The sequence below is a fragment of the Terrabacter sp. FW104-15G4B genome (assembly GCF_058790095.1).
On record NZ_JBYTCI010000002.1, the window covers coordinates 68,801 to 94,330 of the forward strand.

Here is a 25,530-nt window from a genome sequence, read left to right on the forward strand (position 1 = left end):
TCCGGTCCCGTGCCCCTCACCGCCGAGGAATGACACAGATGGAGCGCATCTTCGCCTGCCGGACCGACGAGCTCGAGCCCGGGAGCACCATGACCGTCGACGGGGAGACCCCCGTCGCCCTTTACCGCACCGAGGACGGTGAGTGGTTCGCGAGCGACGACTCCTGCTCCCACGAGCAGTTCTCGCTCGGCAGCGAGAGCGACCTGGAGGACGACGAGGTCGTGTGCCCGCTCCACATGGCTCGCTTCGACCTGCGCACGGGCAAGGCCCTGTGCTTCCCCGCGACCATCGCGCTGCGTATGCACGAGGTCGTCGTCGAGGACGCCGACGTCTACATCGTCCTCGCCGATGGCTTGGCCGACAGGCCCGCGGTCGAGGCCTCGGCCGGCGCCACAGCCGACTGCGCGGTGGCCTGACCATGTCCCGCGTCGTCATCGTCGGTGCCTCCGTGGCTGGGATCCGCACCGCGCAGGCCCTGCGCATGCGAGGGTTCACGGGCACGATCACGCTCATCGGCGAGGAGGTGCACCACCCCTACGACAAGCCCCCGCTGTCCAAGGAGTCCCTCGCCGCGGGGGCGGGCGAAACACCCCCACCGCTGCTCACTGCCGAGGAGTTGGGCGCGCTCGAGGTCGACCTGCGCCTCGGCGTGCGGGCCACGGGCCTGAACCCGGATGCGCACCTGGTCCGCACCGACGCCGGGGATCACGCGTACGACCACCTGGTCATCGCGACCGGCGTCACCCCGCGCATCCTCCCCGGCTCTGACCTCGAGGGGGTGCGGACCGTGCGCACGGCCGATGACGCCAGCTACCTGCGCAGGCACTTGGCCACGACGCCCCGGGTCGTGGTCGTCGGGGCCGGTTTCGTCGGCGCCGAGTTTGCCGCCGCCGCCCGCGCGCATGGGTGCGAGGTGACGATCATCGAGGCACAGCAGACACCGCTGGCGCACTTGCTCGGCCAGCGGGTCGGCGGGCGGCTGGCCGAGCTGCACGCCCGCAACGGCGTCACCGTGCGTACGTCCGCGCGCTTCGACCACTTCGTCGGGGACACCGCGGTCGAGGGAGTGGCCCTCGCCGATGGGGAGGTGCTGCCCGCCGACCTCGTCGTCGTCGGGATCGGCGCCAGCCCCGCCACGGACTGGCTCGACGGGTCCGGGCTCCCGACCGACAACGGAGTCGAGTGTGGCGCCGACCTGCGCGTCGTCGGCCACCCCGAGATCTTCGCCGCCGGTGACGTCGCCCGATGGCCGCACGTCCACTACGGCGAGGCGGTCCGCATCGAGCACTGGACCAATGCCAACGAGCACGGCGCGGCGGTCGCCGCCGCGATCACCGATGGTGACGCTCCGCGGGCGACCGCACCCTACGTCTGGTCAGACCAGTACGGCCACCGCATCCAGATCGTCGGACTGCCCTCTCGCGGCGAGCTGGTCCACCTCGCTGGCGAGGGACCGCAGGACCTCGTCGCCGTCTACGCGGACGCCGCGGGCAGGGTCGTCGGCGGCGTCATCGTCGATGACTCCCGTGCCTTCATGAGGTTGCGCAAGGCGGTCACCAAGCAGGTCCCGGTCGAGAGCCTCGAGCAACCCTTGGCATCCACCGCGGCCCCCGCCTGAGGTCACGACGAAGGGGCCCGCCACCGGTGTTCCGGTGGCGGGCCCCTTCGTAATCCCAGCGGGCTCACTCCCCCTGCGGCCGCCAGGGCCAGTACTTGGCGGTGGCGCCGCCGTCGACGGTGATGTTGGTCCCGGTGACCATCGCCGAGTCGTCGCTCGCGAGGAAGACGACGGCACCGACGTAGTCGTCCGGCGTGGGCAGTCGCGACATCGGGAATTGGGCGGCGAAGTCCATCGTGAACTCCCCCTCCATGCGCCCAATCCGACCGACCCGCTCGACGAGCTGCGGGTCCTGTGGCTGGGTGGCTGTCGGCGTGAAACCGTTGACCCGGATGCCGTGCCGGGCCAGCTCCATAGCGGCCGAGCGGGTGAAGTTGATCATCCCGCTCTTGGCGGTGGAGTACCCGATGTTGCCGGGTTGCCCCTGCCACGCAGCCGTGGAGAGCACATTGATGATGCTGCCGCCGTGGCCGCCGTCGATCATCGCCCGCGCTGCGGCCCGGGTGAAGAGGAAGGACCCACCCAGGATGATGTCCATCTGCCGTCGGTAGGCCTCGATCGGCATGTCGAGCAGGCCTCGCTGGTCGAACTTCACGGCGTTGTTGACGAGCACGTCGACCCTCCCCCACCGCTCGAGCGCGAGCTGCACGACGTCGTCCGAGTGCCAGGGGTCGGTGACGTCACCGACTACCGCGACGGCCTCGCCACCGCCAGCCGTGATCCGCTCGACCGCGCGGTGCGCGGTGGCCTCGGAGATGTCGGCGCACACGACGCGGGCGCCCTCCCGGGCCAGCCCGGCGGCCAAGGCACCTCCGATGTTCGGGCTGGCACCCGTGACGATGGCGACGCGGTTCTCGAGCCTGCTCACAGGATGATGCTGACCTTGCCGTGCGGGCGTAGCGCGTCCAGGTCGAGGACCGCCTTCCGGGTGAGGTAGCGCAGGCCGTGGTCGCCGCCTCGCTCGAGCACGTGGACGTAGCGCCCGAAGTAGGTGTCGACGGCCCCGTTGCGAGCGCGAAAGACCGCGAAGTTGGCGCGGACCTCAACCACTCCCGCCTCGGCCTCCGACGCCTTGACGTTCGTGACGAGGTGACGGGTGCGTGAGTGCGGGTACTCGGCGTGTGCCGCACGGGTGAGCAACGAGTTGACCCGCTGCTCGAGCAGGAAGCGGTCGTCCTGGACCAGGAAGAGGTCCTTCGTCGGGTCGCCGTCCGGCTTGTCCGTCGAGGGCACGAGGTAGCGGCCGGCGTCCGCGAAGAGGGCGAGCCACTCGTGCAGGCGCCACTCGTCGAGGAGGTCAGCCTCCAGGTAGAGAAAGTGCTCTACCTCGCGCACGAGGTCGGAGTCGAGGCGGGCTTGCGTAGCAAGGGTCATGACAGGTCTCCCACTCAGTTGTTCTGGATGAAGTCGCGGACCACGCGGTTGAACTCGGATGCATGCTCGATCTGGGCCCAGTGCCCGCACTGGTTGAGCAGCAGCAGCCGCGAGTTGGCCACTGCGCTCACCAGACGCAGGCTCTGCTCGTAGCTGACGACCCGGTCGTCCCTGCCGTGGATGGCCAGGGTAGGCGCGCTGATCTCGGTCAGGCGCGGACCGTAGGTGAAGTACTCCGTGCTCAGCGGGTTGCCGCCAGGCGCGTTGTTCCAGCTGGCGAGATGCTCGGGGTGCGAGAGCGCTGCGTCGAGGCGCAGCGCGGCGAGGTCGCCGGAGGTGACGGCCGGATCGAAGGCCATGACCCGCGTGACTTCCCTCATGTTCTCGATCGTGGGGTCCTGGTAGGTGCGGAAGAGCACCTTGAGCCCTTCGCTCAGGCCGTTCGCCCCCCAGGTGTTCTGACCCGGCACGGGTGCCCCCATCGAGACGAGGTGGCTCACGCGCTCGGGGTGGAGGATGGCGGTCGAGATCGACGTGATCCCGCCCATCGAGTTGCCGACGAGAGCCGCGCTGTCGATGTCGAGGGCATCCATAAACGCGATGAGGGCGGCGACGTGGTCGTAGCCGGTCTCCGGGGTCTGGGTGTCGCTCTCGCCCCATCCGGGCATGTCCACGGCGTAGACGTGGAAGTCGTCGGCGAGGGCGGCGATGTTGGTCCGGAAGTTGCTCCAACCTGTCGAGCCAGGACCGCTGCCGTGAAGGAGGATCACCGGGTGTCCGGAGCCTGCCTCGTTGTAGTGGATCCTGTGGAGTGAGGTCTGGACGAACCGACCCGACGACTCGTCGGTTATCTCGGCGCTGATCGGCTCGGCGGTGAGTGATGCGCTCATAGGTGCCTCCTGGGCGTGCTGTGACCGGATGTGGTGGCGACGGTAACCACGCGAGCACGCCGTGTGCAGAGCCGGTTCCGGCTCCCGGAACACCCCGCCGGCGAGGGAGCACCGAACCCGACCGGGCACGAAAGGGGGTGTCCCGGGCAACGCCGGGACACCCCTTCTGCGGAGCTGGTGCAGGACCGGTCATCCGGTCAGGCAGGCCTCCGGGAGAACGTCGCTTCGGAAACGACCTCGTCGTGATGCGCCTCGTACAGCGACCTGCTCCTCGTCTCGCGCATGAAGGCCACCGAGCAGAAGGCGACCGTCGCGAGCACCGCGAGCATGACCGACAGCCCCATGCTGCCGAACCCACTGAGCAGCGGTGCAGCGATGATCGGCGGGATCGCGCCTGCCACGACACTGCCGATGTTGAAGGACACCCCGGTCCCGGTGCTGCGATACGAGGTGCGGAACGTCTCTGGCAGGAAGACGGTGGTCGCAGCGTTGGACAGACCGACGACGAAAAGGGTGACGGTCAGCGCGCCGCCGATGATGACCGGTTGCCTCGTGTCCACCAGAGGGAAGAGGACGAAAGCCCACACCACGGCGGCGCCGTTGCCCACGAAGAGGATCCAGCGGCGACCGACCTTGTCCGACAAGCGCGCCCCGATGATCTGCCCGAGAATGCAGCCGGCAATCGCGACGAACTGAATGAGCAACATCGTGTTCTTCGGGATCCCCAGCAACTTAGTGCCGTAGTTCGTGAGGTACACAGCTCCCATGTAGAAGAAGGAGAGCCACATCAGCACAGACCCGGAGGCGAGGAAGACCTCCCGCCTCTGGTTGGCGAAGAGCTCGCGCACGGGTGATTTTGCCGTCTTGGCTTGTGCGGCCTGGGTCATGGCTGCTTTGAAGACTGGCGTGTCAGTGACACCCAGACGCACCCACATACCTACGGCGACGAGTACCGCGCTGAGGATGAACGGCACGCGCCAGCCCCATGACGCGAACGACGCCTCAGACATCGTCAGGCCGGTGACGAGGAAGGTGAGCGTCGCCAGGAGCAGCCCGAAGGTGGTGCCGAGAGTCTGTGCGAGCGAGTAGACACCGCGTTTGCCCTCCGGTGCGTGCTCGACCACGAAGAGGGCCGCGCTACTCCACTCGCCACCGACCGCAAAGCCCTGCAGAAAGCGCAGGACGATGAGGAGGATCGGGGCTGCCAGCCCGATGCTGCTGCCTGACGGCAGGAGACCAATGAGCACGGTCGAGGCGCCCATCAGGATCATCGTCGTGATGAGGGTGGCCTTGCGACCTATCCGGTCGCCCATCTGACCGAAAACCAGACCGCCGACTGGGCGGGCCAAGAAAGCGACTCCGAAGGTCGCGAAAGAGGCGGCGGTGGCGGCGGCACCACCCAGCGCCGGAAAGAAGACCTTCGGGAAGACAAGTGCCGCGGCTGTCCCGTAGATGAAGAAGTCGTAGTACTCGATCGTCGTGCCCATGAAGCCGGCCGCGACAACGCGTTTCAGCCCCTTGGGTTCGGTGGTGGACGCAGACATGGAGAGAACCTCTCGCCGGCCACGGGGCCTCGATGCCCCGGTGGTGATGTAGCGCGAAGGTATGGAGCCGCGCGCCGGTCACCAAGGAAAAGTTCCGACCCGTGGAACGCAGGCGCTGCCCCTATCGCGAGGATCGAGCCTGTCCCATCCGGGTCGAGCGAATGCCTGGAAACCCAGCGCGACAACTGGTGCCGGTCAGCGTGGTCCTCGTACCGGATCAGCGGTTGAGCGCGATCTCGCCGGGAAGGCGCCTGCGGATCTACCAGTCGATGAACTCCGTGACCGCGGTCTCAAGGCCATCGATGCAGCCCCGTGGGCCGCACGCGCGGATGAGCTCGGCCTCGAAGCGCGAGTTGAACCCCACCGCAAGGGCATCGTCGTAAGAGCTCCCGGACGGGCCGAGCGAGGCGACTCCGCGCCGGCGTGTGTCAGGCGTCTAGGTGTGGCGCCGCCAGGTGCTGGACTCCCTTGTCGGAGTGGAGGACCGGCCAGTGGCGTCCCGTCTGCCACGAGTCCGTCTATCAGAGGCCCTGACCAAACTTGCGAGGAAGGTCAGTGTGTAGGCTTTTCACGGCTGCCAGCCCGTGACCCGTCGGAGGATGACGTCGGCGACAAACGCGGCGTGCACCAACCGAGAATCTCTGGCATCGGTGATGCATCGACGCCGGGTTGGTCGGGGGCGCCGTCGCGGAGTCGCGGGCTACGACCAGATCCGGGCACGGGTCGACTCCACTGCGCGGGATCCTCGTCCGGACGCCATTGGCGCGGCTGACTTCGAGCAGCCCCGACTAGCGCATCAACGGCTGCGGGGCGCGCCGGGTCAACGCATGGCTCTGACGGTGCAGCGCGGCAGGCACCTATCATCGGCGGTGGCTCCGGGTCAGTTGCAGCGGCCCAAATGCGGAGAAGCCATCCCGGAACAACGACGGAGCGGTCGTCCGTCGCGATTGCATACCCCTGCCCCCGGCATCGGCGCAGGTCAGGCCTGCAACCGCAACGGACCGACCCTGCGCGCACCCCTGATTTCCCCACGATTTCCCCACAGCGCTGAGATCCCGCCACGTTTGCGCAGGTCAGAGGCCTTCTCCTTCCACCTTCGGAATCCGCGCTGCCGCATACCCCGCCCCCGTACATGCAAGAGGCCCTGGCCGGCGTCTCCGCTGGTCAGGGCCTCTCGGGGCACTGGGTGGCAGGTGAAGGATTCGAACCTTCGTAGCTCTCGCGACGGATTTTTACAGTCCGGACAACGGGATCCGCTGACCAGCGCAAACTCAGCGCAATGCGAAACTTCCCCACGGATTCCCCACAGACACTCGACACAAATCGCTCACACTGAGCGTCAGTCGCCCGCCGGCGTCAGGGTCACGCAGGGAGCGTGGGCACTGAGCCGACGCTTACGCGCCATCGCGCGGGCGGCTGCGCCTGGAGCGATCGCTGCCGGTCCCGACTCTATGCAGCCCCAATGCTTTGACCATTTGTCGCTGTAACCCGAGGCCATCGATGTCGAGCTCCATCACATCGCCCACCGAAGGAAGACGGCGGTTTCGGTCCACCCCTACTCCCGGAGGCGTGGGTCATCTGACAGCGAAGGTAGAGGTTCGGGGGTGACTGCTGCTCTGCGCTCCGACTGCGGACGCGTGCGATGTGACACCGAGGCGCGAAGCCAGCCGGAATCTGTAGTCCCTTGGGTCGGCACCGCGAGAATGCCAAGCCCGCTTGCGCGGTGACACGCCGTCACCTTCGCCGCGCGTAGGTTGCGTCGGTTGTTACGACGCCGTGCTCGCAAGCTGTCTCACTGCGGCCCGAACGGCGAGGATGCGGGCAGCGTGTGTCTGGACTCCGGTGGCGGCGACGACCGACGCGTGTTGCCGGGTGTAGCCGATGCAGTCGAGGAAGATGTGATCGACGTTGGCGCGGGCCAAGGTCTGGCCGGCTCTCGCATGGGCAGCCGGGAGCGCGGTGTACGGGTCGACGGACGCTGTGCTGACGGGTCGACCGAGCCGCGTAGACCATCGTGCCTGGATGTCTGCAAGCTGCGCCGGCAACGGACACACGACGCCTAATGACCCCTGCCCCAGGATTCGTGTCATTTCCGCGTGCGCGAGATTCTCGGCATGGAGTACTGGCACGGTGGCTGCACCATGCTCCACGCGCCCGGTGCAGAGCACCAGCACCACACCGCAGCCGTCGGAGGCGCAGTCCTGGATGGCGCGGTCGAGGTGCCCGGCGATGGAGGCGGCGCCCAGGCGCGCACTCGTGCCATCGCGCAGTCTAGACACCAGCTCGCGCTCCTCGCCCTGGGGCGCAAGCCCAGCGATCTCCTCCGGTGAGAGTGGGTCGAGAGCGCCGTGCTCGACCCACTCCACGCCGGCCAACACATCAGCCACGTCGGGGATCAGGTCGCTGCGCGGGGCCTGCCCGATCGTCACTAGGCCGAGGCGACCCCCGGTGACTGCCACTGCGTCGCTCATGCCACCGCCTCGTCGCTGTCGCCGACGGGCGCGACGTCGTTCGAGGCTGCGAGGCCCTGTTCGACGATCCTGCGTCGCGCCGCCCGATCGACTCGGGTTCCGGGGTCAGCGACGGGGATGGCTGCCAACAGCGCACGCGTGTACGGATGTTGGGGCGAGCGGAAGATCTGGTCGACGGTTCCCTGCTCGACGACGCGCCCTTGGCTCATCACGACGATCTCGTCGGCCATCATCTTGACGACCGACAGGTCGTGGGAGATGAAGACGTAGGTGAGCCCTAGGTCGGTCTGTAGTTGCTTCATGAGGTCGAGCACCTGCGCCTGCACGGAGACGTCCAGCGCGGACACCGGTTCGTCGCAGACAACCAGTCTCGGGTTGAGTATGAGAGCTCGGGCGATGCCGATTCGCTGGCGCTGGCCCCCCGAGAACTCGTGGGGGAATCGGTCGATGTGCTCCTCCCCGAGCCCGACCGTCTCGAGCACCTCCACGATCCTCGCCCGGATGCCGTTTTCGTCGAGGTCGGTGTGCAGGCGGAGCGGTTCGGCGAGTGTGCGGTGGATCGTCCACCGTGGGTCCAAGGAGGCGTAGGTGTCTTGGAAGACGATCTGCATCTGTGCTCGTAAGGCCCGCAACCGCTCGTCGTCCACGGCCAGCAGGTCCGTTCCGTCGAAGGTGACGGCTCCGGAGGTCGGCTCGTGCAGCCGGAGCAAGGACCGCCCGGTAGTGGACTTCCCAGATCCAGACTCCCCCACGATGGCGAGCGTCTTACCACGGCGGACCTGGAAGGACACGCCATCGACCGCCTTGACGGTCGCGGCAGGCTTGCCCAGTCGCCGCCGTCCGATGAACACCTTCGTCAGGTTCTTCACATCGAGCAGCACTGGCGCCTCAAGGGTTCCGGCGCTGGCCGTGGCGACAGACGCAGTTTCACGCGGGGCCGGGCCGGCATGTGCGAGGGCCTCCACCGCTTCGACCACCTGTTCGTTGGCCGATGGGATGAAGCTCAGCAGTCGCTTCGTGTAATCGACTTGCGGGGCCGAGAACAACTGCTGCGTCGCCGCGGTTTCCTGCAGCTCGCCGTCGCACATCACGGCGACCCGGGCGCACGTCTGGGCGACGACACCCAGGTCATGCGTGATGAGCAGAACTGCGGTGTCGTGCTGCGCTTGCAGGTCCACGATGAGCTCGAGAATCTGCAGCTGCGTCGTCACGTCGAGGGCCGTGGTCGGCTCATCGGCGATGAGCAGCTTCGGCTCACAGGCCATCGCCATGGCGATCATGACGCGCTGCCGCATGCCGCCGGACAGTTCGTGTGGATAGCCAGCAAGCACTCGTGCGGTGTCGCGGATCCCCACCATGTCGAGCAGTTCGCGCGCGCGATCGGCGGCCTGCCGGCGCCCCATGCGCAGGTGCTGACGCAACGGCTCGGTCATCTGGTTTCGGATGGTGAAGACCGGGTTGAGCGCTGTCATAGGTTCTTGGAAGATCGTCGCGATGTCCTTGCCGCGGACCTCACGCATCTTCCGGTCGGACATGGTTGCCAGGTCGCGGCCGTCGAAGCGGATATGTCCACCGGTGACGCGAGCCTGACGCGCCGGGAGTAGCCCTGTGATCGACATGGCGGTGACGCTCTTGCCGGATCCAGACTCCCCAACGAGCCCGACCATCTCGCCTCGCCCGATGGTCAGGTCGAGGTGGCGGACCGGCTCGATCGGACCGCGGGAGGTGTCGATGCGGACGCAGAGGTCCTCGATCGAGAGCAGCGTGTCGTCCATGTCGATCTCCTTGGAGGGGAAGCGATTGCTTATGACGCTGGCTTGGCTCAGGCGGGCACGGGGGCCGCACCGAGGGTCTGCAGGTGAGTGGCGGCGCCGTACAGCTGTTCGATGAGCGCCGCCTCGTCGGCGTCGAAGAACGAGACCAGACCGGCGGTGAAGCCCTTGGCCACCTCGATGGTGAATCGGGCCGCTAGGGCGATGTCTCCCTCATGGCTGGCGCCAGTGGCACATCCGGCCACCGGAGTCACCGTGGTGATGGCCACCCCGACGACGGGTGCACCCGTGGCGACGGCAGGCTGGAGGATCGAGTTGAGATGGTGCAAGCCGTTGCCGTACGGGGTGATGTCTTGTGTCGCCAGGGGGAAGACGACCGCGGGCTCACCTGACACCGTCTCAAGGACGGCGACGAGGTCGTCGCTCGGCGGGAGGATGTAGCCGGCCCTGACGGTCGGGGAGATCGCGATGCCGCGGTGGTTGATGAGGCGGTTGCCCTTGGTCGTGTCGATCGACAGGACGGCGTCCATGGTCGACGTCACCTCGTGCTCGTTCATCGCGGTGATGTCCACGGGCGAGTCCATGAAGGGCACCGGCTTGTGCGGGCGTGTGGGCGCGTTCGGGCAGATGTGCGTGGAGACCACGACGTCGCCGGGGAGGACGTCGCCACGCTCGTGCATGCTGAGCAGCTTGGCGGCGGCGGCCACCGCTGCGGTGGCGCCGTCACCGTCGGACACGTAGCCGATGAGCTCCGGCCGGGCCCCGATCCCGCCGAGGCGACCGATGATTCCGAGGGTTGGGGCATCCCCGCCGACGGTGCGGCCGTGGCTGCCCGGGATCGTGATCGAGATGAAGTCGGTGGTGCCGAGGTGGCCGGTCACCGGCTCGACGGTGATGGTACATGCGTCGTCGCTGAACGCTCGGAGGTGCTGGGCGACGAGCTCGCCGGTCGCGTCTGGGCGGTCGAGAAGGTCGAGGACCTGGAGAACGTGAGACAGCACTGTCATTCGCTTTCGTTCTGGGACTCGGTGACGCCGAGGTACCGGAGGGCGGTGAGGGCATAGGTCTTGGCCGCGAGTACGACGTCGGCGACCGGCGCCTTCTCGTCGAAGCCGTGGATGGTGGCCAGCTCGGCGGGCCCGTACTGGAGCACGGGGATGCCGTGGCTGCGGAAGGTGCGCGCGTCGGAGGAGGCCCACTGCAGGACCCCTTCGGCGGTCGGCTCGCCGGTGAGTTCACGAAGCGCCTCGACGAGGTCCTGGACGATCGGGTCGGTCGCCAGCGTCCAGTTCGGCTCGCTGCGGAAGCCGATCGGCTCGATCGAGGCCTCGACGCCGGCCGCGGCAAGCAGCTCGTCGACGCGTGCTAGCACTTCGGCTCGGGTGAGGCCGATCGGGACGCGGGTGTCGACGTCGACCACGCACCGGTCGGCGACAACGTTGGAGGAGGTGCCGCCGTTGACTGTGCCGATGTTCACGGTTACGTGCTCGAAGACGGCCCCGATGCCGGGTGCGTAGCCTTCCCGCTCCTCGGCGAACGTCTTCGACCGTTCGATGAGCTCACGCACGTCGTCGGGAGGCGACGGCGTCATCTCCCACAGCTTCTGCAGGGCGACGATCGCCTTGGCTGCGAGGAGGTTCGCGCTGACGCCGTTGAGCGGCTGGAGGCTGCCGTGACCCGGCTTGCCCTCGATCGTCATCCGGAACCAGTTGCTGCCCTTCTGCCCGATCGTCGGGTGGGTGCGCTCGGCCGGCTCGGCGATGATCGCGCCGGTGGCGCCGTCGAGTACCCCTTGGTCGAGGAGCCAGTCGGCGCCGCGCGGGCCTCCCTGCTCCTCGTCCGGCACGGCCGCGAGCGAGAGGCGACCCGCGAGCGGGACCCCGAGTCGGTGCAGCACGACGAGCGTGTGGATCAGGCCAGCGAGCCCCGCTTTCATGTCACTTGCGCCGCGGCCGCGCAGGTGGCCGTCGACGACGTCGCCGGCGAAAGGTGGGAAACTCCAACGGGACAGGTCACCGACCGGCACGACGTCAGTGTGCCCGGCCAGGACGAGGTGCCGTCCTCGTATCGCGGAGTCGTCACCCGCCGTTGCAGTGGAGGCGGCACGGTGGACGACGATGTTGAGGCGACCTTCACCCGCGTCGAGAGTTTCTGGCTCTAGACCGTTGGTGCGCAGGTGGTCGGCGATGAAGTTCCCGACCTCGGTGCAGTCACCGGGCGGGTTTTCGCTCGGAATCCGGATGAGGTCACCGGCGAGCCTGATGAGCTCGTCACGGGTGCGCTCGATCTCCTCGAGGACCCGTGCTTCCCACTCGATTGACGTCAAGGTGGGCGAGGTGGGCGACGGTGCGGTCAAGTCATGCTCCAAGGTACGTATTCGACTGAGCGGGCGATTTGCGTGCGTTAGGAAGGGAGGCCGCCGAGCCGCTCTGATGGTGGGAGCAGGCTCGACGGCATACCTCGTTGACGCTCAGGCCTTGTGGCTGAGCTGGAAGAACCGGATGATCCCGTCCGGGTATGACGTGTAACCCTGCACGCCCTCGCGCTCGGCCACGACGATGTTGTACTCGTAGAGGTATGCCCAGGGCGCGTCGGCGTTGATGAGGCCTTGGGCCTTGCCGTAGAGCTCGTTGCGCTTGCCCTGGTCAGGTTCGGTGGCCGCTTGCGTCCACAGGCTGTCGACCTGGGCGTTGTGGTAGTTCATGTAGTTGCTGGAGCCGGAGCTCGTCATGAGCAGTCCCAGGTGGTAGCCGGGGTCGTTGACGAAGGAGGTCCAGCGGCTGATGTAGCTCTGCACCTTCTTCGTCGCGAGCGCCTCGAGGAACTGCGGACGTGCCATCTTGCGAATGTTCATCGTCACGCCGATCTTCGCGAGCTCGGCCTGGATGAGGACGGCGTCGTCCGACCAGTCGTCGAACCCGCTGCCCAAGGTGAAGTCGAAGCTGAAGCCGCTGGGATAGCCGGCCTCGGCCAGAAGAGCCTTGGCCTTCTCGAGGTCGTACTTCGCGTCGTAGCTGGCGTCGGTGAAGCCGGGGGTGGAGCTGGCGACGGCCGACCGCATCGGAGAGGCCTGTCCCTTCATGACGTCCGAGACCAGCTTCTCGTACGGGATCGCGTAGGTGATCGCCTGGCGAACCTTCGCGTTGTCGAAGGGCTTGATGGCGTTGTTCATCGCGAAGAAGAGGATCTTGTTGCTCGCGCGCGAGTCGATGACGACACCCTGCTGCTTGGAGAGCGCGTCGACATCCTTGGCGGGCGCTTCGAGTGCCAGGTCGACCTCTCCCTTGGAGAGAAGCTGTACGCGGTTGCTTGCCTCTCCGATGAACTTCGTGTTCACCTGGCGCAGGGCAGGCTTGTCACCCCAGTAGGCGTCGTTGCGCTGCAGGACCGCTTCGGTCGCGGGGTCCCACTTCGTCACTCGGTAGGGCCCAGAGCCGGCGGTGTGGGTGTCGAGCCACTTCGCGCCGCCGTTCTTCTCAACCGCGTCGATGTTGATGATCGAGAAGGAGTACATCGGCAGGATCTGCAAGAACAGGTGGTTCGGCGCGGTCAGGGAGATCTGCACCGTCTGCGGGTCGAGGGCCTTGACTGAAGAGATGCCGGCCATGCCGTAGAGGAAGCTCGCCGACTGCGACTTCTTGATGAAGTCAAACGACTTCACGACGTCATCGGAGTCGAGCGGCGACCCGTCCTCGAACTTGATGTTCTTGCGGAGGCTGAAGGTGTAGGTCTTGTCGTCGCCGGTCGCCTTCCAGGATTCGGCCAGCATCGGCACGATCTGGTCGGTCTTGGCCGTCGGTTTGCCGCCGGTTGTGGTGCGGCCGTAGGTGACAAGCTGGTCGTAGGCCGCGACGACGAAGGTGTCGGAGGTGACGTCGTTGGCCTCGGCCGGGTTGAGCGTCTTCCCGCCCTCCGAGTAGGCGGCGACGAGGGTGTCCTTGGCGCCTGTTGCGCCGCTCGCTGTGGAGCCGCCCTGGTTGGCGTTGGCTCCGCAGCCTGCGGCGGCGAAGGTGAGGGCGACGGCAGCGGCGGCTGTGACGGTGCGCTTCACGCGAATCTCCTTGAGGGTTGCAATGGTTCGATGGGGTCGTTCAGTGAGCACGTGTGATGCTCAGGTCCGTTGAGTGGAGTTCACCGGCTGGTACGAAGGCGCGGGTCGAGCACGTCCCGTAGCCCGTCTCCGAGCAGGTTGAAGCCGAGGATGGACGTGGCGATCGCGATCCCGGGGAAGACGGTCATCCACCACTCGCCGCTGATGATGTAGCCGCGCCCGTCACTGATCATGACGCCCCATTCGGGTGTCGGCGGCTGCGCGCCGAGGCCGATGAAGCTGAGGGAGGCGGCCGTCAGGATCGCGTAGCCCATGCCGAGGGTGGACCTGACGAGGATCGGCGCGACGGTGTTGGGGATGATGTGTCGGACGAGGATGGTGCGATCGCGCAGTCCTAGGGCTCGCCCCGCCTCGACGAAGTCTCGTTCTCGCAGGGATCGGGTCTGGCCGTACACGATGCGGGCGAACTCGGGGATGCCGACGATGCCGACGGCGATCATGGCGCTGGTCATGCCTGGCCCGAGGGCCGCCGCGATGGCCATCGCGAGGACGAGGGACGGGAACGCGAGCAGCACGTCCATGACGCGCATGAGCACGGAGCCGACCTTGCCGCCGACGAAGCCTGAGATGGCGCCGATCGGCACCCCGACGAGGAGCGAGATGCCCACGGCGATGAGGCCCGTCCACAGGGACACCTGACCGCCGGCGAGGACTCGGGCGAGAATGTCCCGCCCGAAGTTGTCGGTGCCGAAGGGGTGCGCGCCAGACGGCGGTTCGAGCAGCCCGCCGACGCCGGTTGCCGTGGGCGAGTTGGGGAGGAACATGACGACCACGGCACCGAACGTCCACACGGCGATGAAGGCCAGCCCCACCATGGCGAGCGGGTTGCGCAGCAGCAGGCGCCAGGCGGTCGTGGGCCGTCCGGGAGCTGCCGGACGGGCCGCCCGTCGGGGCCCGGGCGCCGAGGCGTGTCCCGACTGGGCGGGTGTACCGGTGGTGGCGGGCGGTGCCGTAGATACCGTTGCCTCAGGCATGCTCGATCCTCGGGTCCAGTCGGGCGTTGACCAGGTCGACACAGAGGTTGACGGTCAAGTAGATGATGGCGGCGATCAGCGTGAACGCCTGCACGGGCGCATAGTCGGTGGCGAGCACTGACTGCACGACGTACGAGCCGACGCCGGGCCAGCTGAAGACGGTCTCGGTGATGACGGCGCCGCCGAGGAGCATGCCGAACTGGAGGCCGACGACGGTGACGACGACGGGGGACGCGTTCTTGAGGGCGTGCTTGAGGATGACCTTCGCCGGCGGGAGACCCTTGGAGCGGGCTGTGCGGACGTAGTCCTGGTTGATGACCTCGAGCATCTCCGAACGGGTCATCCGGGCGATGATCGCGGTGCTGCCCGTGGCCAGGCACAACGCCGGCCAGATGATGTGCGCCAGCGAGGACTGGAGGGCCACGACGTCGCCGGTGATCAGAGAGTCCACGACGTAGAGTCCGGTGATCCCGGTCGGCGGGTGGACGTCCTGGGCGATGCGTCCCAGCGGGGCTGGCTCCCAGCCGAGCTTGTTGTAGAAGACGAAGATGACCATGAGGGCGAGCCAGAACAGAGGCATCGACGCGCCGAGGAGGGAGAAGACCCGGCTCGCGTGATCCACCGGTCGGTCACGGCGCGTTGCGCTGATGACGCCCATCGGTACGCCGATGAGCAGCGAGATGACCACGGCGACGATGGCGAGTTCGATCGTCGCGGGCAGGCGCGACGCGAAGTCGGTCAGAACCGGCTGGCCGGTGTGCCACGCGAAGCCGAGGTCGCCGCCCGCGAGATCCCGAAGGTAGCGCAGGAACTGGACGACCAGGGGCTGGTCCAGGCCCATCTGGCTTCTGATCTTGTCGACGGTGGCCGGGTCGGCCTGCTCGCCCGCAAGGGTCCGGGCAGGATCGCCGGGCAGCACTCGAGTCAGCAGGAAGATGCAGACGACGACACCCACCAAGGCCGGGATCATCGCGAGAGCACGACGTAGCACGTGGTTCACGGCTCACCTCCAATCTGCGCATCGTTGGTCTGGCTGCGGCCAAGGATTCGCCCGACGCGATCGGGCGCGCAACGCTTTCTCTTTATTTGAGATTGCGTCTCAGGCGACAAAGTGACGCGGTACCGTTCGGACGTCCCTGCAACACAGGAGAATCCCGCGCATGACAGCCAACGGCAGCACCACCAGGCCCCCGCTCCAGACCGTCGATCGCGCTCTGGAAGTGCTCCTGTCGTACTCCGAGCGCCGCAGGGACTGGGGTGTGCTCGAGCTGGCCGGCGCCTTCGACATCGACAAGTCCACGGCTCAGCGCATTCTCGCGTCGCTAGCCGCTCGGGGCTTTCTCCATGCCGATCCGGTCACCCGGCGCTACAGCCTCGGCCCGACGATGTGGCGCATGGCCGCACTGTGGGAGCGCACGGGCGGGCTCGCCGCGTTGGCCCAGCAGGTCCTTGAACCGCTCGCCATGCAGACCGACCGGACAGCCCTGTTCGCCGTCCCTGACGGCCTGCACGTGCGGTGCGTGGCTGCGGTCGACGGCGGCGGCCCGCTACGCAGCCACCCGCTCGTCGGTGAGCTGTACCCCGCCAACACCGGCGCCACGTCTCGCGGCTACTTCGCCTTCCTCGACAGCAACGAGCGCCGGGCCCTGATCTCAGGGCGCGTTTTCGCCAAGTTCACCGAGCTGTCCACCGTCGACGAGGGCGAGTTGGAGCGGCTCTTCGTGGAGACGGTGGGCCAGGGGTACGCGTACTCCGAGGGCGAGTACGACTACGGCACAAGGGCCCTGGCGATGCCGATCATCCTGCGTGGCCGCCCGGTCGGCTCGCTCAGCCTCGGAGAGAGCAAGTACCCAGAGCGCGCAGACGACATCCGCGACCATCTCCCCGCCCTCAAGGCCTCGGCCGAGCAACTCACCGCCCTGCTCGACAGCAGGACGGCTCCACCGGCGAACCGCCGTAGAGACACGCGCACCGCCGGTTGACCTCTGGCGCCATGAGTACCCCATTTCACGGAGATCCGATGAACTTGCTCTTGCTGTCCAACTCGACCGCGCCCGGCCGCGGCTACCTCGAGCACGCCTTGGAGGCAATCCAAGAGGTTCTCGCTGGCCGGACTTCGTTGGTCTTCGTCCCCTTCGCGCTGGGCGACCACGCCGCGTACACCAGCCTCGTTCGACGGGCGCTGGAGCCCCTCGGGATCGAGGTCATGGGTGCGCATCAGGGGAAGTCGCGCGAGGTGATCGACCGCGCCGAGGCCGTCTTCATCGGCGGCGGCAACACGTTCCGTCTCGTCGACGCCCTGCACCGGTCCGGCCTGATCGACGTCCTCCGCGCCAAGGCGCGCGAAGGCATGCCCTACATCGGATCCAGCGCAGGAACCAACGTCGCTGCCCCGTCTCTGCGCACCACCAACGACATGCCGATCGTGCAGCCGCCGTCTTTCGAGACGCTGGGCCTGGTGCCTTTCCAGATCAACCCGCACTACCTCGATCCTGATCCGCACTCCACGCACCAAGGAGAGACGCGGGAAGAGCGGCTGATCCAGTTTCTTGAGGAGAACGACGTTCCCGTCCTCGGTCTGCGCGAGGGGACGTGGCTGCGCGTCACGGTGGAGGGAGTTGCGCAGCTCGGCGGCGGAACGGCAGGGGCCAGGCTCTTCCGGCGAGGCGCCGCCCCGCTTGAGCTGTGCGCGGGAACGGACCTGACGTGGCTGACAGGGGAGGGCGGCATCTTCGATGTTCCTCTCGTAGGCGCCTGACGGAGTGCCATCACGGCCCGTTTTTGGGCTACCGCGCGGTGACGTGCCGCGTCAGCGTGCGACCCGGCAGGCCAGCTGGAGAGCCAGCCGGGTTTCGGGATCGCCGAGGTCGGTGCCGAGAGCGGCTTGGATGCGTTGGATGCGAGCCGAGACGGTGTTGCGGTGCAGTCCCAGGCGATGCGCCGTCGCGAGGACCGACGACTCCTCGTCGAGGTAGGCGGACAGCGTGTGGCGGTCCGTCTCGCTCAGCGGGCCGAGCAGGGACTGGGCGGCGGGGGCGAACGTGTCACTGCTGGTCCATGAAAGCAGCAACTGCTCCAGACCGAGGCTGTCGATGGGGACGAACCAGCCGGCTCGTGCGCGGTCCGCGGCCAGCCGCGCCGCGTCTCGAGCCTCACCGAGGGTCGTGGCCAGCCCTTCGCTTCCCGAACCCAACGAGCCGACGCCGGTGGCTATGGGGAAGGTGGACAGCGCCGAGGAGTGCAGCTCGTGCAGCTCTCGCACGTGGTGCGCAACCTGTGAGGGCGTCGGGGCGTGAGGGACCGTCAGCCAGCCGGTGACGCCGGCGCCCCGGGTGGTGGCGTGGGAGTCGACCGGCAGCAGAGCCAGCTTGGACGTCAGGAAGCGAAGCAGCTCCAGCGGGTCGACACGGCCGCGGCCCACCATTCGGAAACCCAGGTGGTAGCCGCTGACGCGCCAGCCTCGTGCCAGCATCCGCTGTTCCACCTCGGGGTTGAGGTTGCCGCGGCTCTCGAGGAAGTCACCCAGAAGCCCTGACGATCGGGACACCTCGCTCACGGACTCGACCTCGTCGACCAGGAGTCTGGCCGCCACGATCGGCATCAGCACCTCGACGGCAGCCGCCAGCGCGTTGCGATGTGCGACGCCGGCGTTCCTGCCGTGCAGGACGATTCGAAGACCGTGCCTGCTCCGGCTCTCGACCGGCACGGAGGCGGCGAACCCCTCGCTCGTTTCCGCGATGTCGAGCCAGTGGCCGAAGTCGATCCGATGAAGCAGGGAGGCGGGGACGGGCTGACCAGCGCTCTGGAGGACCCCTTCTCGGTCGATCAACGCGATGCCCTGTCCCACGTTGGCGGCGACGTGGTTGAGCAGGTCACCGAGGTCGTGCGCCTGGTACTCGATGGAACGCGCGATCTTCTGGACGATGGAGAGCGTCAGCGCGTCACGGGCCTCCAGTAGCTGCCAGCAGGCTCGTGCCAACCGGGTCGGGTGGTCGACGTGGAGCACGAGGACACCGAGTCGCTCCGCGAGGGCTCGGCTGCCTGCGCCGATCGGGTCGCCGGTCAGCGCGATCCCCGTGAAGCCTCGGTCTCGGACCCGCCGAATCAGCGCGTCGGCCTGCCAGGACACGGCGGGAGCCGGCGTGGTGAGCACTGCCAGTCCGTCTCTGACGGAATCTGGCAGGTCCTGCTCCGTGATCTCGACCGCGACCGTGGCCCAGCTGCGTTCGGTTCCAATCAGGAGGGCTAGGCCTCCCGCGTCCTGATGCTCGAGCAGGGCCTGAAGCGTGAGCCCCGCGTTCAGCACACCTCCTCCAACCCTGCGATGCCCCAACGGCTGGGGCGAGCGCGCGCGAGCCTCCTCGCATCGGCGGCCCACCACGCGGCGGGCGGAAGACCAAGGATGATGACGTCCTTACCGACGGCAAGCTCGTCCACCTGCAGCGCGGCACGGCTGAGGGTGTCGAACACGGTGATGATGGTCGGGCTGGAGGCGGCGACAACTCCGTTGCGCACCAACGCGATGAACTCCGAACGTGCCACGAGGCGGAGCACGTCCCCGCCGTCGGTGCGCACGTCGTAGGAGTGCACGCCGGCTGCGCCGGGCTCCTGCGTGCTGGCGACGACGCGTCCGGCTCCGAGCAGCGTCCCGCCCAGAGCTGCCGCAAGCTCCGTCGGCCGTAGCCCATCGGCCGCGGCCATGGCCTTCCCCAGAGTCCGTGCTCGCTTGATGCCGTCGGCTATGGCATGGTCGGCAAGATCGCCTACCTGGAACCCGCCCAGTGCGAAACCAGCCCACCCCCCGTTGCACAACGTGGCGGTTCGGAGCACGCGCTCGACGTCCTCGGGGCGGGCTCCATCGACAAGGGCCACACCGCCGGCTCCCGTCGGCGTGGCCGCAACCAGTCCCGGCAGCGCATCGACGAGGAGCGAGATCTGGTCGAGGTCCGGCAGTGCTCGTCCCATGCAGTCGGCGTCCACGATGGTGCGGCGACCCGCGAGCTGGAGCGTCGACAGACCATTGAGGCCGGCCCCCTCGATCGAGCACACCGCGGAGGACTCGACACCGAGCCACCGCTCGATCGCTGCGATGGCAGGAGTGAACGGGTCGGCATCCGGTAGCCGCTCCTCGAGCAGGAGCGTCGAGCCGATGTATCCGACGGCGACGCACGGCGTTGCCGGGGCGAGCTCATCGATGCCGTGCACGGTGATGGGCCACGGGTCCGACTGGGTCAGGATGAGCTGAGCCACGTGCGGGGACCCGCCACCACCCGAGCTGAGCAGTGCGAATCCGCGGGAGAGCATCGGCAGGTCCGCGGCCTGGAGTGTCAGCGGCACCTGACCAGCGTAGAGGGACCACGGTCAGGTGCCGCTGCAGGAGCGGCGGAGTCCGGATCAGGGGACGAGGGTGGCCGCTGAGGCCGGCTGTCCTTCCTCACCCGCAAGGCACTCCACCGGGCTGAACCGCTCTGTCAGGCCGAAGGCGTCCGGCCCGAACGCGGCCAGGGCGGCTGGCGTGCGCATCATCTCCGGAGTGGAGATGCCCAGGACGCGCACCCGCTGCCCATAGCGCAGCCCCTCGGTCGTGATGGGCTCTGCTGACTCGCTGTCCACGACGCAGATGAGGTCCGGGACGATGGCGGCCATCTCGCCGTTGCACAGGGCGATGAGGTTCTCGTTCTGGAACCGGATCTCGAGCTCGTCATCGCCTCCGTCTGCCGGGGCGATCCGGGCGACGCCCTTGGCGAAGCCTTCTGTCGTTCGCCGGTCAACGTCGGTGACCTTGCCTTCGAAGAGGGTTCGGACGTGCTGGTAGAGCGTGGACGCGAGCGTATCCCGGATGGCGTGGAATGGTGAACGCTTCTCCTCGCGGGCGAGCCGGATCGCGCGACCGAGCGCCAGCGCCATGGACAACGTGCGGGGCACTGCGGTGCGCTTCACGTCGGCGCCGCTCATGGCGTACTCGGCGATGTGCCCCACGCCGCCGAGGCGGATTGTGACGGCTCGGGCCAGCCACTCCATCTGCTTGTCGTCGTCGCCGGTGTCGATGATGACCCGCTCGCCGCGCTCCCCCGCCAGGGCTAGCGGGGATCCATGCACGCCGTAGACAGCGAAGGTCTCCATCGACAGCTCGGGGAAGGCTCGTCCCATGCCGTCTGCGTCGACGACCGGCAGCCCCGTCTCGGCTGCCACGATCAGGGGGATCATCGAGTTGATACCGCCACACTCGATCGGCATGGTGGCGTCCGCAGACCGGCCGAGGTGCTCTTCGAGGATGCGCAGCGACAGGGTGGGCTCCGTGCCCGCCGGGATCTTCTCGATCATGACGGTCGGTGCGCCCATCTGCGCGGTGGGGATGACGAAGAGGTCGTCGGCGATCTCGTCGGGGTCCAAGATGGTGATGCTCCCCTCGCCGAGAACGCGCTGGACCAGCATCATCCCGATGTACGGGTCCCCTCCGCCGCCGGTGCCGAGGAGGGTCGCGCCGCGCGCCAGGTCCGCGAGGTCGTCCCTGGTGATCTGCCAGCTCATCAGGCGACCTCCCGTGCCCCGTCGAAGCGATGTGCCTCCATGTCGTAGCCGAAGTAGCGCGGTCCGACCAGCGCCAGTGCTTCTGCGCTGTGCCATCGTTCGTCGGAGGGTGCGGCGATGACTCGGACACGCTGGCCGTAGCGCAGGCCCTCGGTGGTGATGGGCTCTCCGGAGTCGTGCTCGAGCACGATGATCAGGTCTGGGGTGGTGGCAAGGACCACCCCGTCCGCCTGCGCGAGAAGGTGCTCGTTCTGGAAGAAGAGCTCGAGGGCGCCGCCGTCGCCTTCGATGCGGGCGCGGCCACGCGCGAAGCCCGTCGTGGTCGCCCGCTCGATGTCGATCACCTTTCCCGCGAAGAGCTCCCGACCGGCCAGCTCCGCGACGGCACGCGCGACCGGGTCCTCGTTGGCACTGCGTGCGGCAACGATCGCCTGGCCGATCGCCGCGGCCTTGCTCAGCGAGCCGGCCACCATCGTCTGGCTCAGCTGCGCGCCGGACTGCGGGAAGATCGAGATCATCACCGAGCAGCCCATCTCCACGCAGGCGACTCGGGCGATCCGCTCGGCCCACGCGTTGTCAATAGTGGTCAGCACGCCGGTGTTGCCCTTGTCGTCGGCGAAGGCCATGGGGGTGGCGTCGACACCCGCCAGCGTGGGCAAAACCATCTGCAGCTCGGGAAAGGCACGTCCCATGGCGTCCCCGTCGACGAGTGGCAGGCCCAGCGCGGCCGCCGCGACGATCGGGATGGTGGAGTTGACGCCACCGACCTCGGCGCAGGCGATGTGGGTGATGGGCCCGTCCAGGAACGGCTCCAACGCCCGTACCGGGGTTACGACCTCGTCGAGCGAGGGAAGCTTCTCGACCATGACCGTCGGCGCGCCCATCATCGCCACCATGACGACGCGGGCGTCAGCCGGCACCTCGTCGACGCTGACGACCTCGACGTCTCCGTGCATCGTGAGGGCTTGAGTGGCCAGCAGCGCCCCGATGTGCGGGTCTCCCCCGCCGCCCGTACCGAGCACAGCAGCACCCCTGGCCAAGGCCGGGATCTGACCGGCATCCAACGTCCAGGCCATCCTCACGCCCCCATGTCGAGGTCGCCGACCGCCTTGGCCCGGATCCGGGTGGCGTTGCCGGGCAGGTACGGGATCGGCACCTGGTCGAAGTCGACGATCTTCACGGTCGCTGGGCTGGCACCTGCGGCGATGGCCTTGTCGACCGCCTCTTGGCGCACCTCGTCGAGGATCGCGTCGCGGCGCCCGGGGTCGACCGCGAAGACCTTGTCGATCTCGCCGCCGACCTGGGCGATGGAGGCGCCGATGGCGTTGGCCACCGCGTAGTTGTCGGGCCGGTGCACCGCTCCGAAGATGGGGATCTCCTCTGGCAGCAGGATCGATCCACCACCGACGGCCACGACAGGGATCGGCTCGGCCGAGGTGCGCATGCGGTCGACGGCTTCGGCAATGCGGTCCGCGACGCGATCGAGTGCCCGGTTGACCAGAGCGCGGTCTAGATGCGCCACGAGTGAGGCGTCCCCGACGTCGGCGCGTCCCGCGGCCACGGCCAGGTCGGTGGCCGTGACCTGAGACCCGCCGAACACGAGGGCCTCGGAGGTGAGCTTGTAGCCGACGGAGTGCGGCCCGACCTCGGCGGTGGTGGCGTCCGCGTGGCTGCCGCCCCCGATGCCGAGGGACAGCACGTCCGGCATACGGAAGTTCGTCCGAACGCCAGCCACCTTGACCTCTGTCGTGGTCTCGCGAGGAAAGCCGTTGACCAGCAGGCCAATGTCCGAGGTGGTGCCGCCGATGTCGACGACTGCGCACGTCTCCAACCCGCTCGTGGCTGCAGCCCCGCGCATCGAGTTGGTCGGGCCGGAGGCGAAGGTGGCCACGGGGTAGCGGCGGACGAAGTCCTCGTCCATGAGCGTGCCGTCGTTCTGGCTGAGGAAGATCGGCGCCTCGATACCGTGCGCGCGTACGGCGGCGGTCAAGCCATCGACGATCGAGACCGCCATCTCGCGAAGGGCGGCGTTGATGATCGTCGCGTTCTCCCGCTCCAGCAAGCCGATGCGACCGATCTCGTGCGACAACGAGATGGCGACGTCGGGTCCGAGCTCTTCGGCCACCACCGCAGCCGCCTCGACCTCGAGGTCGTGGTTCACGGGGCTGAACACCGATGAGATCGCGACGGAGCGTATGCCGTGGGCTGCCATGTCGGCGGCGTGCCGTTTGAGCTCGTCGTGGTCGATCGGAGAGATGGGGCGTCCGTCGAACTCGTAGCCGCCGTGCGCCAGGTATGCCCGCCCCGAGATGGCCGCGCGCAGCCCCTCCGGCCAGTCGACGAGAGGCGGCAGGGCACGGGTTGCGGGTAGGCCAAGGCGAAGGGCCGCGGTCGGCGCCAGACGCCGCGCCTCGACGAGCCCGTTGATGAAGTGCGTCGTCCCGATCATGACGGCTTGGATGGTGGCGCCCTCGAACTCGTGCTGGGCGCGAATCTGCTCGATGGCGCTGACGATGCCGCTGGTGACGTCCTCGCTCGTCGACTCCTTGACCGCGGCGAGGACCTGAGTGCCCTCCATGAGGACGGCGTCCGTGTTCGTACCGCCGACGTCGATTCCGATGTGCATGACTCTCCTTGCGTGTTGTAAGCGGTACGTCAGTGGACCGGCTGCGACTCGGGCAGTGCCTCGACGGTCCTCGTGTGCGCGACCCCGACGGTGCGGACGAGGCCGAGCTTGCCGGCGATGACGTACAGGACGACCGACAGCACCAGCGACGTGATGCTCGGGATACCCCACGTGGCGAAGTAGCCCACGGCAGCGGAGATCGCCCAGACCACGAGGGTGGCGGGTACGAGTCGCGGCGCCGTAGCGGGAAGAGCTCCGAGCGCCCGGGTCGCGTCGAGCTCGCCGCGCCACTGCTTGACGATGAAGTACTCGGCGATCATGATGCCCGCGATCGGAGGGAACGCCACACCGAGGACGATCAGGAAGTCGGTGAAGTGGGCGAGGATGCCGGCGGCCGCGAGGACTGACCCGACGACGCCGAGGACGATCGTGGTGGTCACCCGGTGCAGGTCACGGCGGAAGGCGGTGGAGACGAAGTTCACCAGGCCGAGCGAGGACGAGTACAGGTTCCAGTCGTTGATCTTGAGGGTGCCGGTCAGGACGATGAACAGTCCGATGAGGCCGACGGACGAGGTGACGATCGCGACGATGTTGCCGGTGCCCGCGGCATGGGCAAGGAGCACCCCGGCCAGACCGATAACGAACTCTCCCAGGGTGACTCCCACGACGGTCTGCTTGACGACATCCTTCCCCGTGCGGTTGAAGCGCGTCATGTCCGCCGTGATGATGGCGCCGACGATGAGGCCTCCCGCGACAATCGCAGTCCCCTGTCCGACCGTGATCGCCGGACCAGGTGGGGGCGACGCGATCAGGTCGCCGATGGAGTGACGGCTCAGCTCAGAGATGATGGACCAGCCGACAAGGGCGAGGAACAACGGCACAGTGACGTTGGCCAGCCACTGCATTCCGCCGAACCCCACCGCCACGATCGCCGTGACGATTAGACCGAAGATCATGCACCAGGCCCACGCCGGCAAGGCTCCCGGCATGAGTGCGTCGAGCGACTCCGCAGAGATCGCCGACTGGATACCGAACCAGCCGATCAGGCTGATCCCGATGGCGAGACCGACAAGGGAGGCACCGACCTCTCCGAAACCCGTCCAGCGCGCGAGGAGTGCCGTGTTCAGCCCTTCACGTTGCCCGACGATCCCGACGACGCACATGATCACCTCGAGGATGATCGAGCCGAAGAGGAAGGCGAGCACCGCGCTTCCGAAGGTCATGCTGTAGCCGAGCGTCGCGCCGAGCAGGAATTGTGAGAGAGCGCTGACCTGGCCGAATCGCTGCACAGCGATACCGAACCAGTGCCGCCGCGCCGACGGGGCGACCCGCGAGAGCGCAAAGTCATCTGCGTGAGCCATGGCTGATGTCCTTCCAAGGGGATGTAAGTGCGGCAAAACTAGAGCGGGCGCTGGACTCGGACAATGGGCAGTCGGCCCAATTTCGTCGCACAGTCGTGCCCTTTGCACAAGGGGCGACCATGGGCAAGCTTGACCGCATGGACGGTTGGGTGCTGACCGCGAGCCGTCAGGAGAGGCGCCGAACCATTGGCGACGGTGCGTGAGTCCGCTGTGTTGGCATACCCCCTCCCCCACATCGCTGCAGGTCAAGGGAGTGGA

Annotated in this window: 21 protein-coding genes; 4 read left to right on the forward strand and 17 right to left on the reverse strand. The window is 67.7% G+C overall.

Going from position 1 to position 25,530, the window contains the following annotated elements; all coding sequences use genetic code 11:
- Positions 1 to 38: 38 nt before the first annotated feature.
- Both AC3WRT_RS02155 and AC3WRT_RS02160 read left to right on the forward strand, forming a co-directional pair.
- Positions 39 to 416, forward strand: a complete 378-nt coding sequence (locus AC3WRT_RS02155; protein WP_492718587.1) for a non-heme iron oxygenase ferredoxin subunit — start codon at positions 39 to 41, stop codon at positions 414 to 416.
- Positions 417 to 418: 2 nt separating this feature from the next.
- Positions 419 to 1,618 (forward strand): NAD(P)/FAD-dependent oxidoreductase, encoded by a 1,200-nt coding sequence (locus AC3WRT_RS02160; RefSeq protein WP_492718589.1) that lies wholly within the window; start codon positions 419 to 421, stop codon positions 1,616 to 1,618.
- A gap of 64 nt (positions 1,619 to 1,682) precedes the next feature.
- Here the strand turns inward: AC3WRT_RS02160 and AC3WRT_RS02165 are convergent, their stop codons facing one another.
- The 11 genes from AC3WRT_RS02165 to AC3WRT_RS02215 all read right to left on the reverse strand — a co-directional run bounded on the left by AC3WRT_RS02165 (position 1,683) and on the right by AC3WRT_RS02215 (position 15,754).
- Positions 1,683 to 2,486, reverse strand: coding sequence for an SDR family NAD(P)-dependent oxidoreductase (locus tag AC3WRT_RS02165; protein WP_492718591.1), 804 nt, complete (start codon positions 2,484 to 2,486; stop codon positions 1,683 to 1,685).
- A complete protein-coding gene (locus tag AC3WRT_RS02170; protein WP_492718593.1) occupies positions 2,483 to 2,992 on the reverse strand; it encodes an aromatic-ring-hydroxylating dioxygenase subunit beta in 510 nt (169 codons plus the stop codon). The genes AC3WRT_RS02165 and AC3WRT_RS02170 overlap by 4 nt, the downstream gene beginning before the upstream one ends.
- 14 nt (positions 2,993 to 3,006) lie before the next feature.
- On the reverse strand, positions 3,007 to 3,882 hold the full coding sequence (locus AC3WRT_RS02175; RefSeq protein WP_492718597.1) for an alpha/beta fold hydrolase: 876 nt from the start codon (positions 3,880 to 3,882) through the stop codon (positions 3,007 to 3,009).
- 197 nt (positions 3,883 to 4,079) lie between these two features.
- Positions 4,080 to 5,426 carry an MFS transporter gene (locus tag AC3WRT_RS02180; RefSeq protein WP_492718600.1) on the reverse strand — a complete coding sequence of 449 codons (1,347 nt, stop codon included), beginning with the start codon at positions 5,424 to 5,426 and terminating at the stop codon, positions 4,080 to 4,082.
- A gap of 1,766 nt (positions 5,427 to 7,192) precedes the next feature.
- A complete protein-coding gene (locus AC3WRT_RS02185; protein WP_492718603.1) occupies positions 7,193 to 7,897 on the reverse strand; it encodes an AroM family protein in 705 nt (234 codons plus the stop codon).
- Positions 7,894 to 9,672, reverse strand: coding sequence for an ABC transporter ATP-binding protein (locus tag AC3WRT_RS02190; RefSeq protein WP_492718605.1), 1,779 nt, complete (start codon positions 9,670 to 9,672; stop codon positions 7,894 to 7,896). The genes AC3WRT_RS02185 and AC3WRT_RS02190 overlap by 4 nt, the downstream gene beginning before the upstream one ends.
- A gap of 47 nt (positions 9,673 to 9,719) precedes the next feature.
- A complete protein-coding gene (locus AC3WRT_RS02195) occupies positions 9,720 to 10,676 on the reverse strand; it encodes a DUF1177 domain-containing protein (RefSeq protein ID WP_492718607.1) in 957 nt (318 codons plus the stop codon).
- Positions 10,673 to 11,995: a M20 family metallopeptidase gene (locus AC3WRT_RS02200; protein WP_492718609.1), complete on the reverse strand. Its 1,323-nt coding sequence runs from the start codon at positions 11,993 to 11,995 to the stop codon at positions 10,673 to 10,675. Before AC3WRT_RS02200 ends, AC3WRT_RS02195 begins: the two co-directional genes overlap by 4 nt.
- Before the next feature lie 144 nt (positions 11,996 to 12,139).
- A complete protein-coding gene (locus AC3WRT_RS02205; protein ID WP_492718611.1) occupies positions 12,140 to 13,720 on the reverse strand; it encodes an ABC transporter substrate-binding protein in 1,581 nt (526 codons plus the stop codon).
- An 80-nt stretch (positions 13,721 to 13,800) separates the two neighbouring features.
- Positions 13,801 to 14,754: an ABC transporter permease gene (locus AC3WRT_RS02210; protein WP_492718613.1), complete on the reverse strand. Its 954-nt coding sequence runs from the start codon at positions 14,752 to 14,754 to the stop codon at positions 13,801 to 13,803.
- Complete coding sequence (locus AC3WRT_RS02215) at positions 14,747 to 15,754, reverse strand: ABC transporter permease (RefSeq protein ID WP_492718615.1); 1,008 nt, start codon at positions 15,752 to 15,754, stop codon at positions 14,747 to 14,749. The genes AC3WRT_RS02210 and AC3WRT_RS02215 overlap by 8 nt, the downstream gene beginning before the upstream one ends.
- 160 nt (positions 15,755 to 15,914) lie before the next feature.
- Here AC3WRT_RS02215 and AC3WRT_RS02220 point away from each other — a divergent pair, with 160 nt between their 5' ends.
- On the forward strand, positions 15,915 to 16,736 hold the full coding sequence (locus AC3WRT_RS02220; RefSeq protein WP_492718617.1) for an IclR family transcriptional regulator: 822 nt from the start codon (positions 15,915 to 15,917) through the stop codon (positions 16,734 to 16,736).
- A 38-nt stretch (positions 16,737 to 16,774) separates the two neighbouring features.
- Positions 16,775 to 17,512: a dipeptidase PepE gene (gene pepE / locus AC3WRT_RS02225; protein ID WP_492718619.1), complete on the forward strand. Its 738-nt coding sequence runs from the start codon at positions 16,775 to 16,777 to the stop codon at positions 17,510 to 17,512.
- Between the two features lie 51 nt (positions 17,513 to 17,563).
- Here the strand turns inward: pepE and AC3WRT_RS02230 are convergent, their stop codons facing one another.
- The 6 genes from AC3WRT_RS02230 to AC3WRT_RS02255 are packed head-to-tail and all read right to left on the reverse strand — an operon-like array spanning position 17,564 to position 25,272.
- A complete protein-coding gene (locus AC3WRT_RS02230) occupies positions 17,564 to 19,060 on the reverse strand; it encodes a PucR family transcriptional regulator (RefSeq protein WP_492718621.1) in 1,497 nt (498 codons plus the stop codon).
- Positions 19,054 to 20,091, reverse strand: a complete 1,038-nt coding sequence (locus tag AC3WRT_RS02235) for an S-methyl thiohydantoin desulfurase domain-containing protein (RefSeq protein WP_492718623.1) — start codon at positions 20,089 to 20,091, stop codon at positions 19,054 to 19,056. The genes AC3WRT_RS02230 and AC3WRT_RS02235 overlap by 7 nt, the downstream gene beginning before the upstream one ends.
- A gap of 57 nt (positions 20,092 to 20,148) precedes the next feature.
- A complete protein-coding gene (locus AC3WRT_RS02240; RefSeq protein WP_492718625.1) occupies positions 20,149 to 21,285 on the reverse strand; it encodes an S-methyl thiohydantoin desulfurase family protein in 1,137 nt (378 codons plus the stop codon).
- Positions 21,285 to 22,361, reverse strand: a complete 1,077-nt coding sequence (locus AC3WRT_RS02245; RefSeq protein WP_492718627.1) for an S-methyl thiohydantoin desulfurase family protein — start codon at positions 22,359 to 22,361, stop codon at positions 21,285 to 21,287. The genes AC3WRT_RS02240 and AC3WRT_RS02245 overlap by 1 nt, the downstream gene beginning before the upstream one ends.
- A 2-nt stretch (positions 22,362 to 22,363) precedes the next feature.
- A complete protein-coding gene (locus tag AC3WRT_RS02250) occupies positions 22,364 to 23,911 on the reverse strand; it encodes a hydantoinase/oxoprolinase N-terminal domain-containing protein (protein ID WP_492718629.1) in 1,548 nt (515 codons plus the stop codon).
- Between the two features lie 29 nt (positions 23,912 to 23,940).
- Positions 23,941 to 25,272, reverse strand: coding sequence for a purine-cytosine permease family protein (locus AC3WRT_RS02255; RefSeq protein WP_492718631.1), 1,332 nt, complete (start codon positions 25,270 to 25,272; stop codon positions 23,941 to 23,943).
- Positions 25,273 to 25,530: the final 258 nt, after the last annotated feature.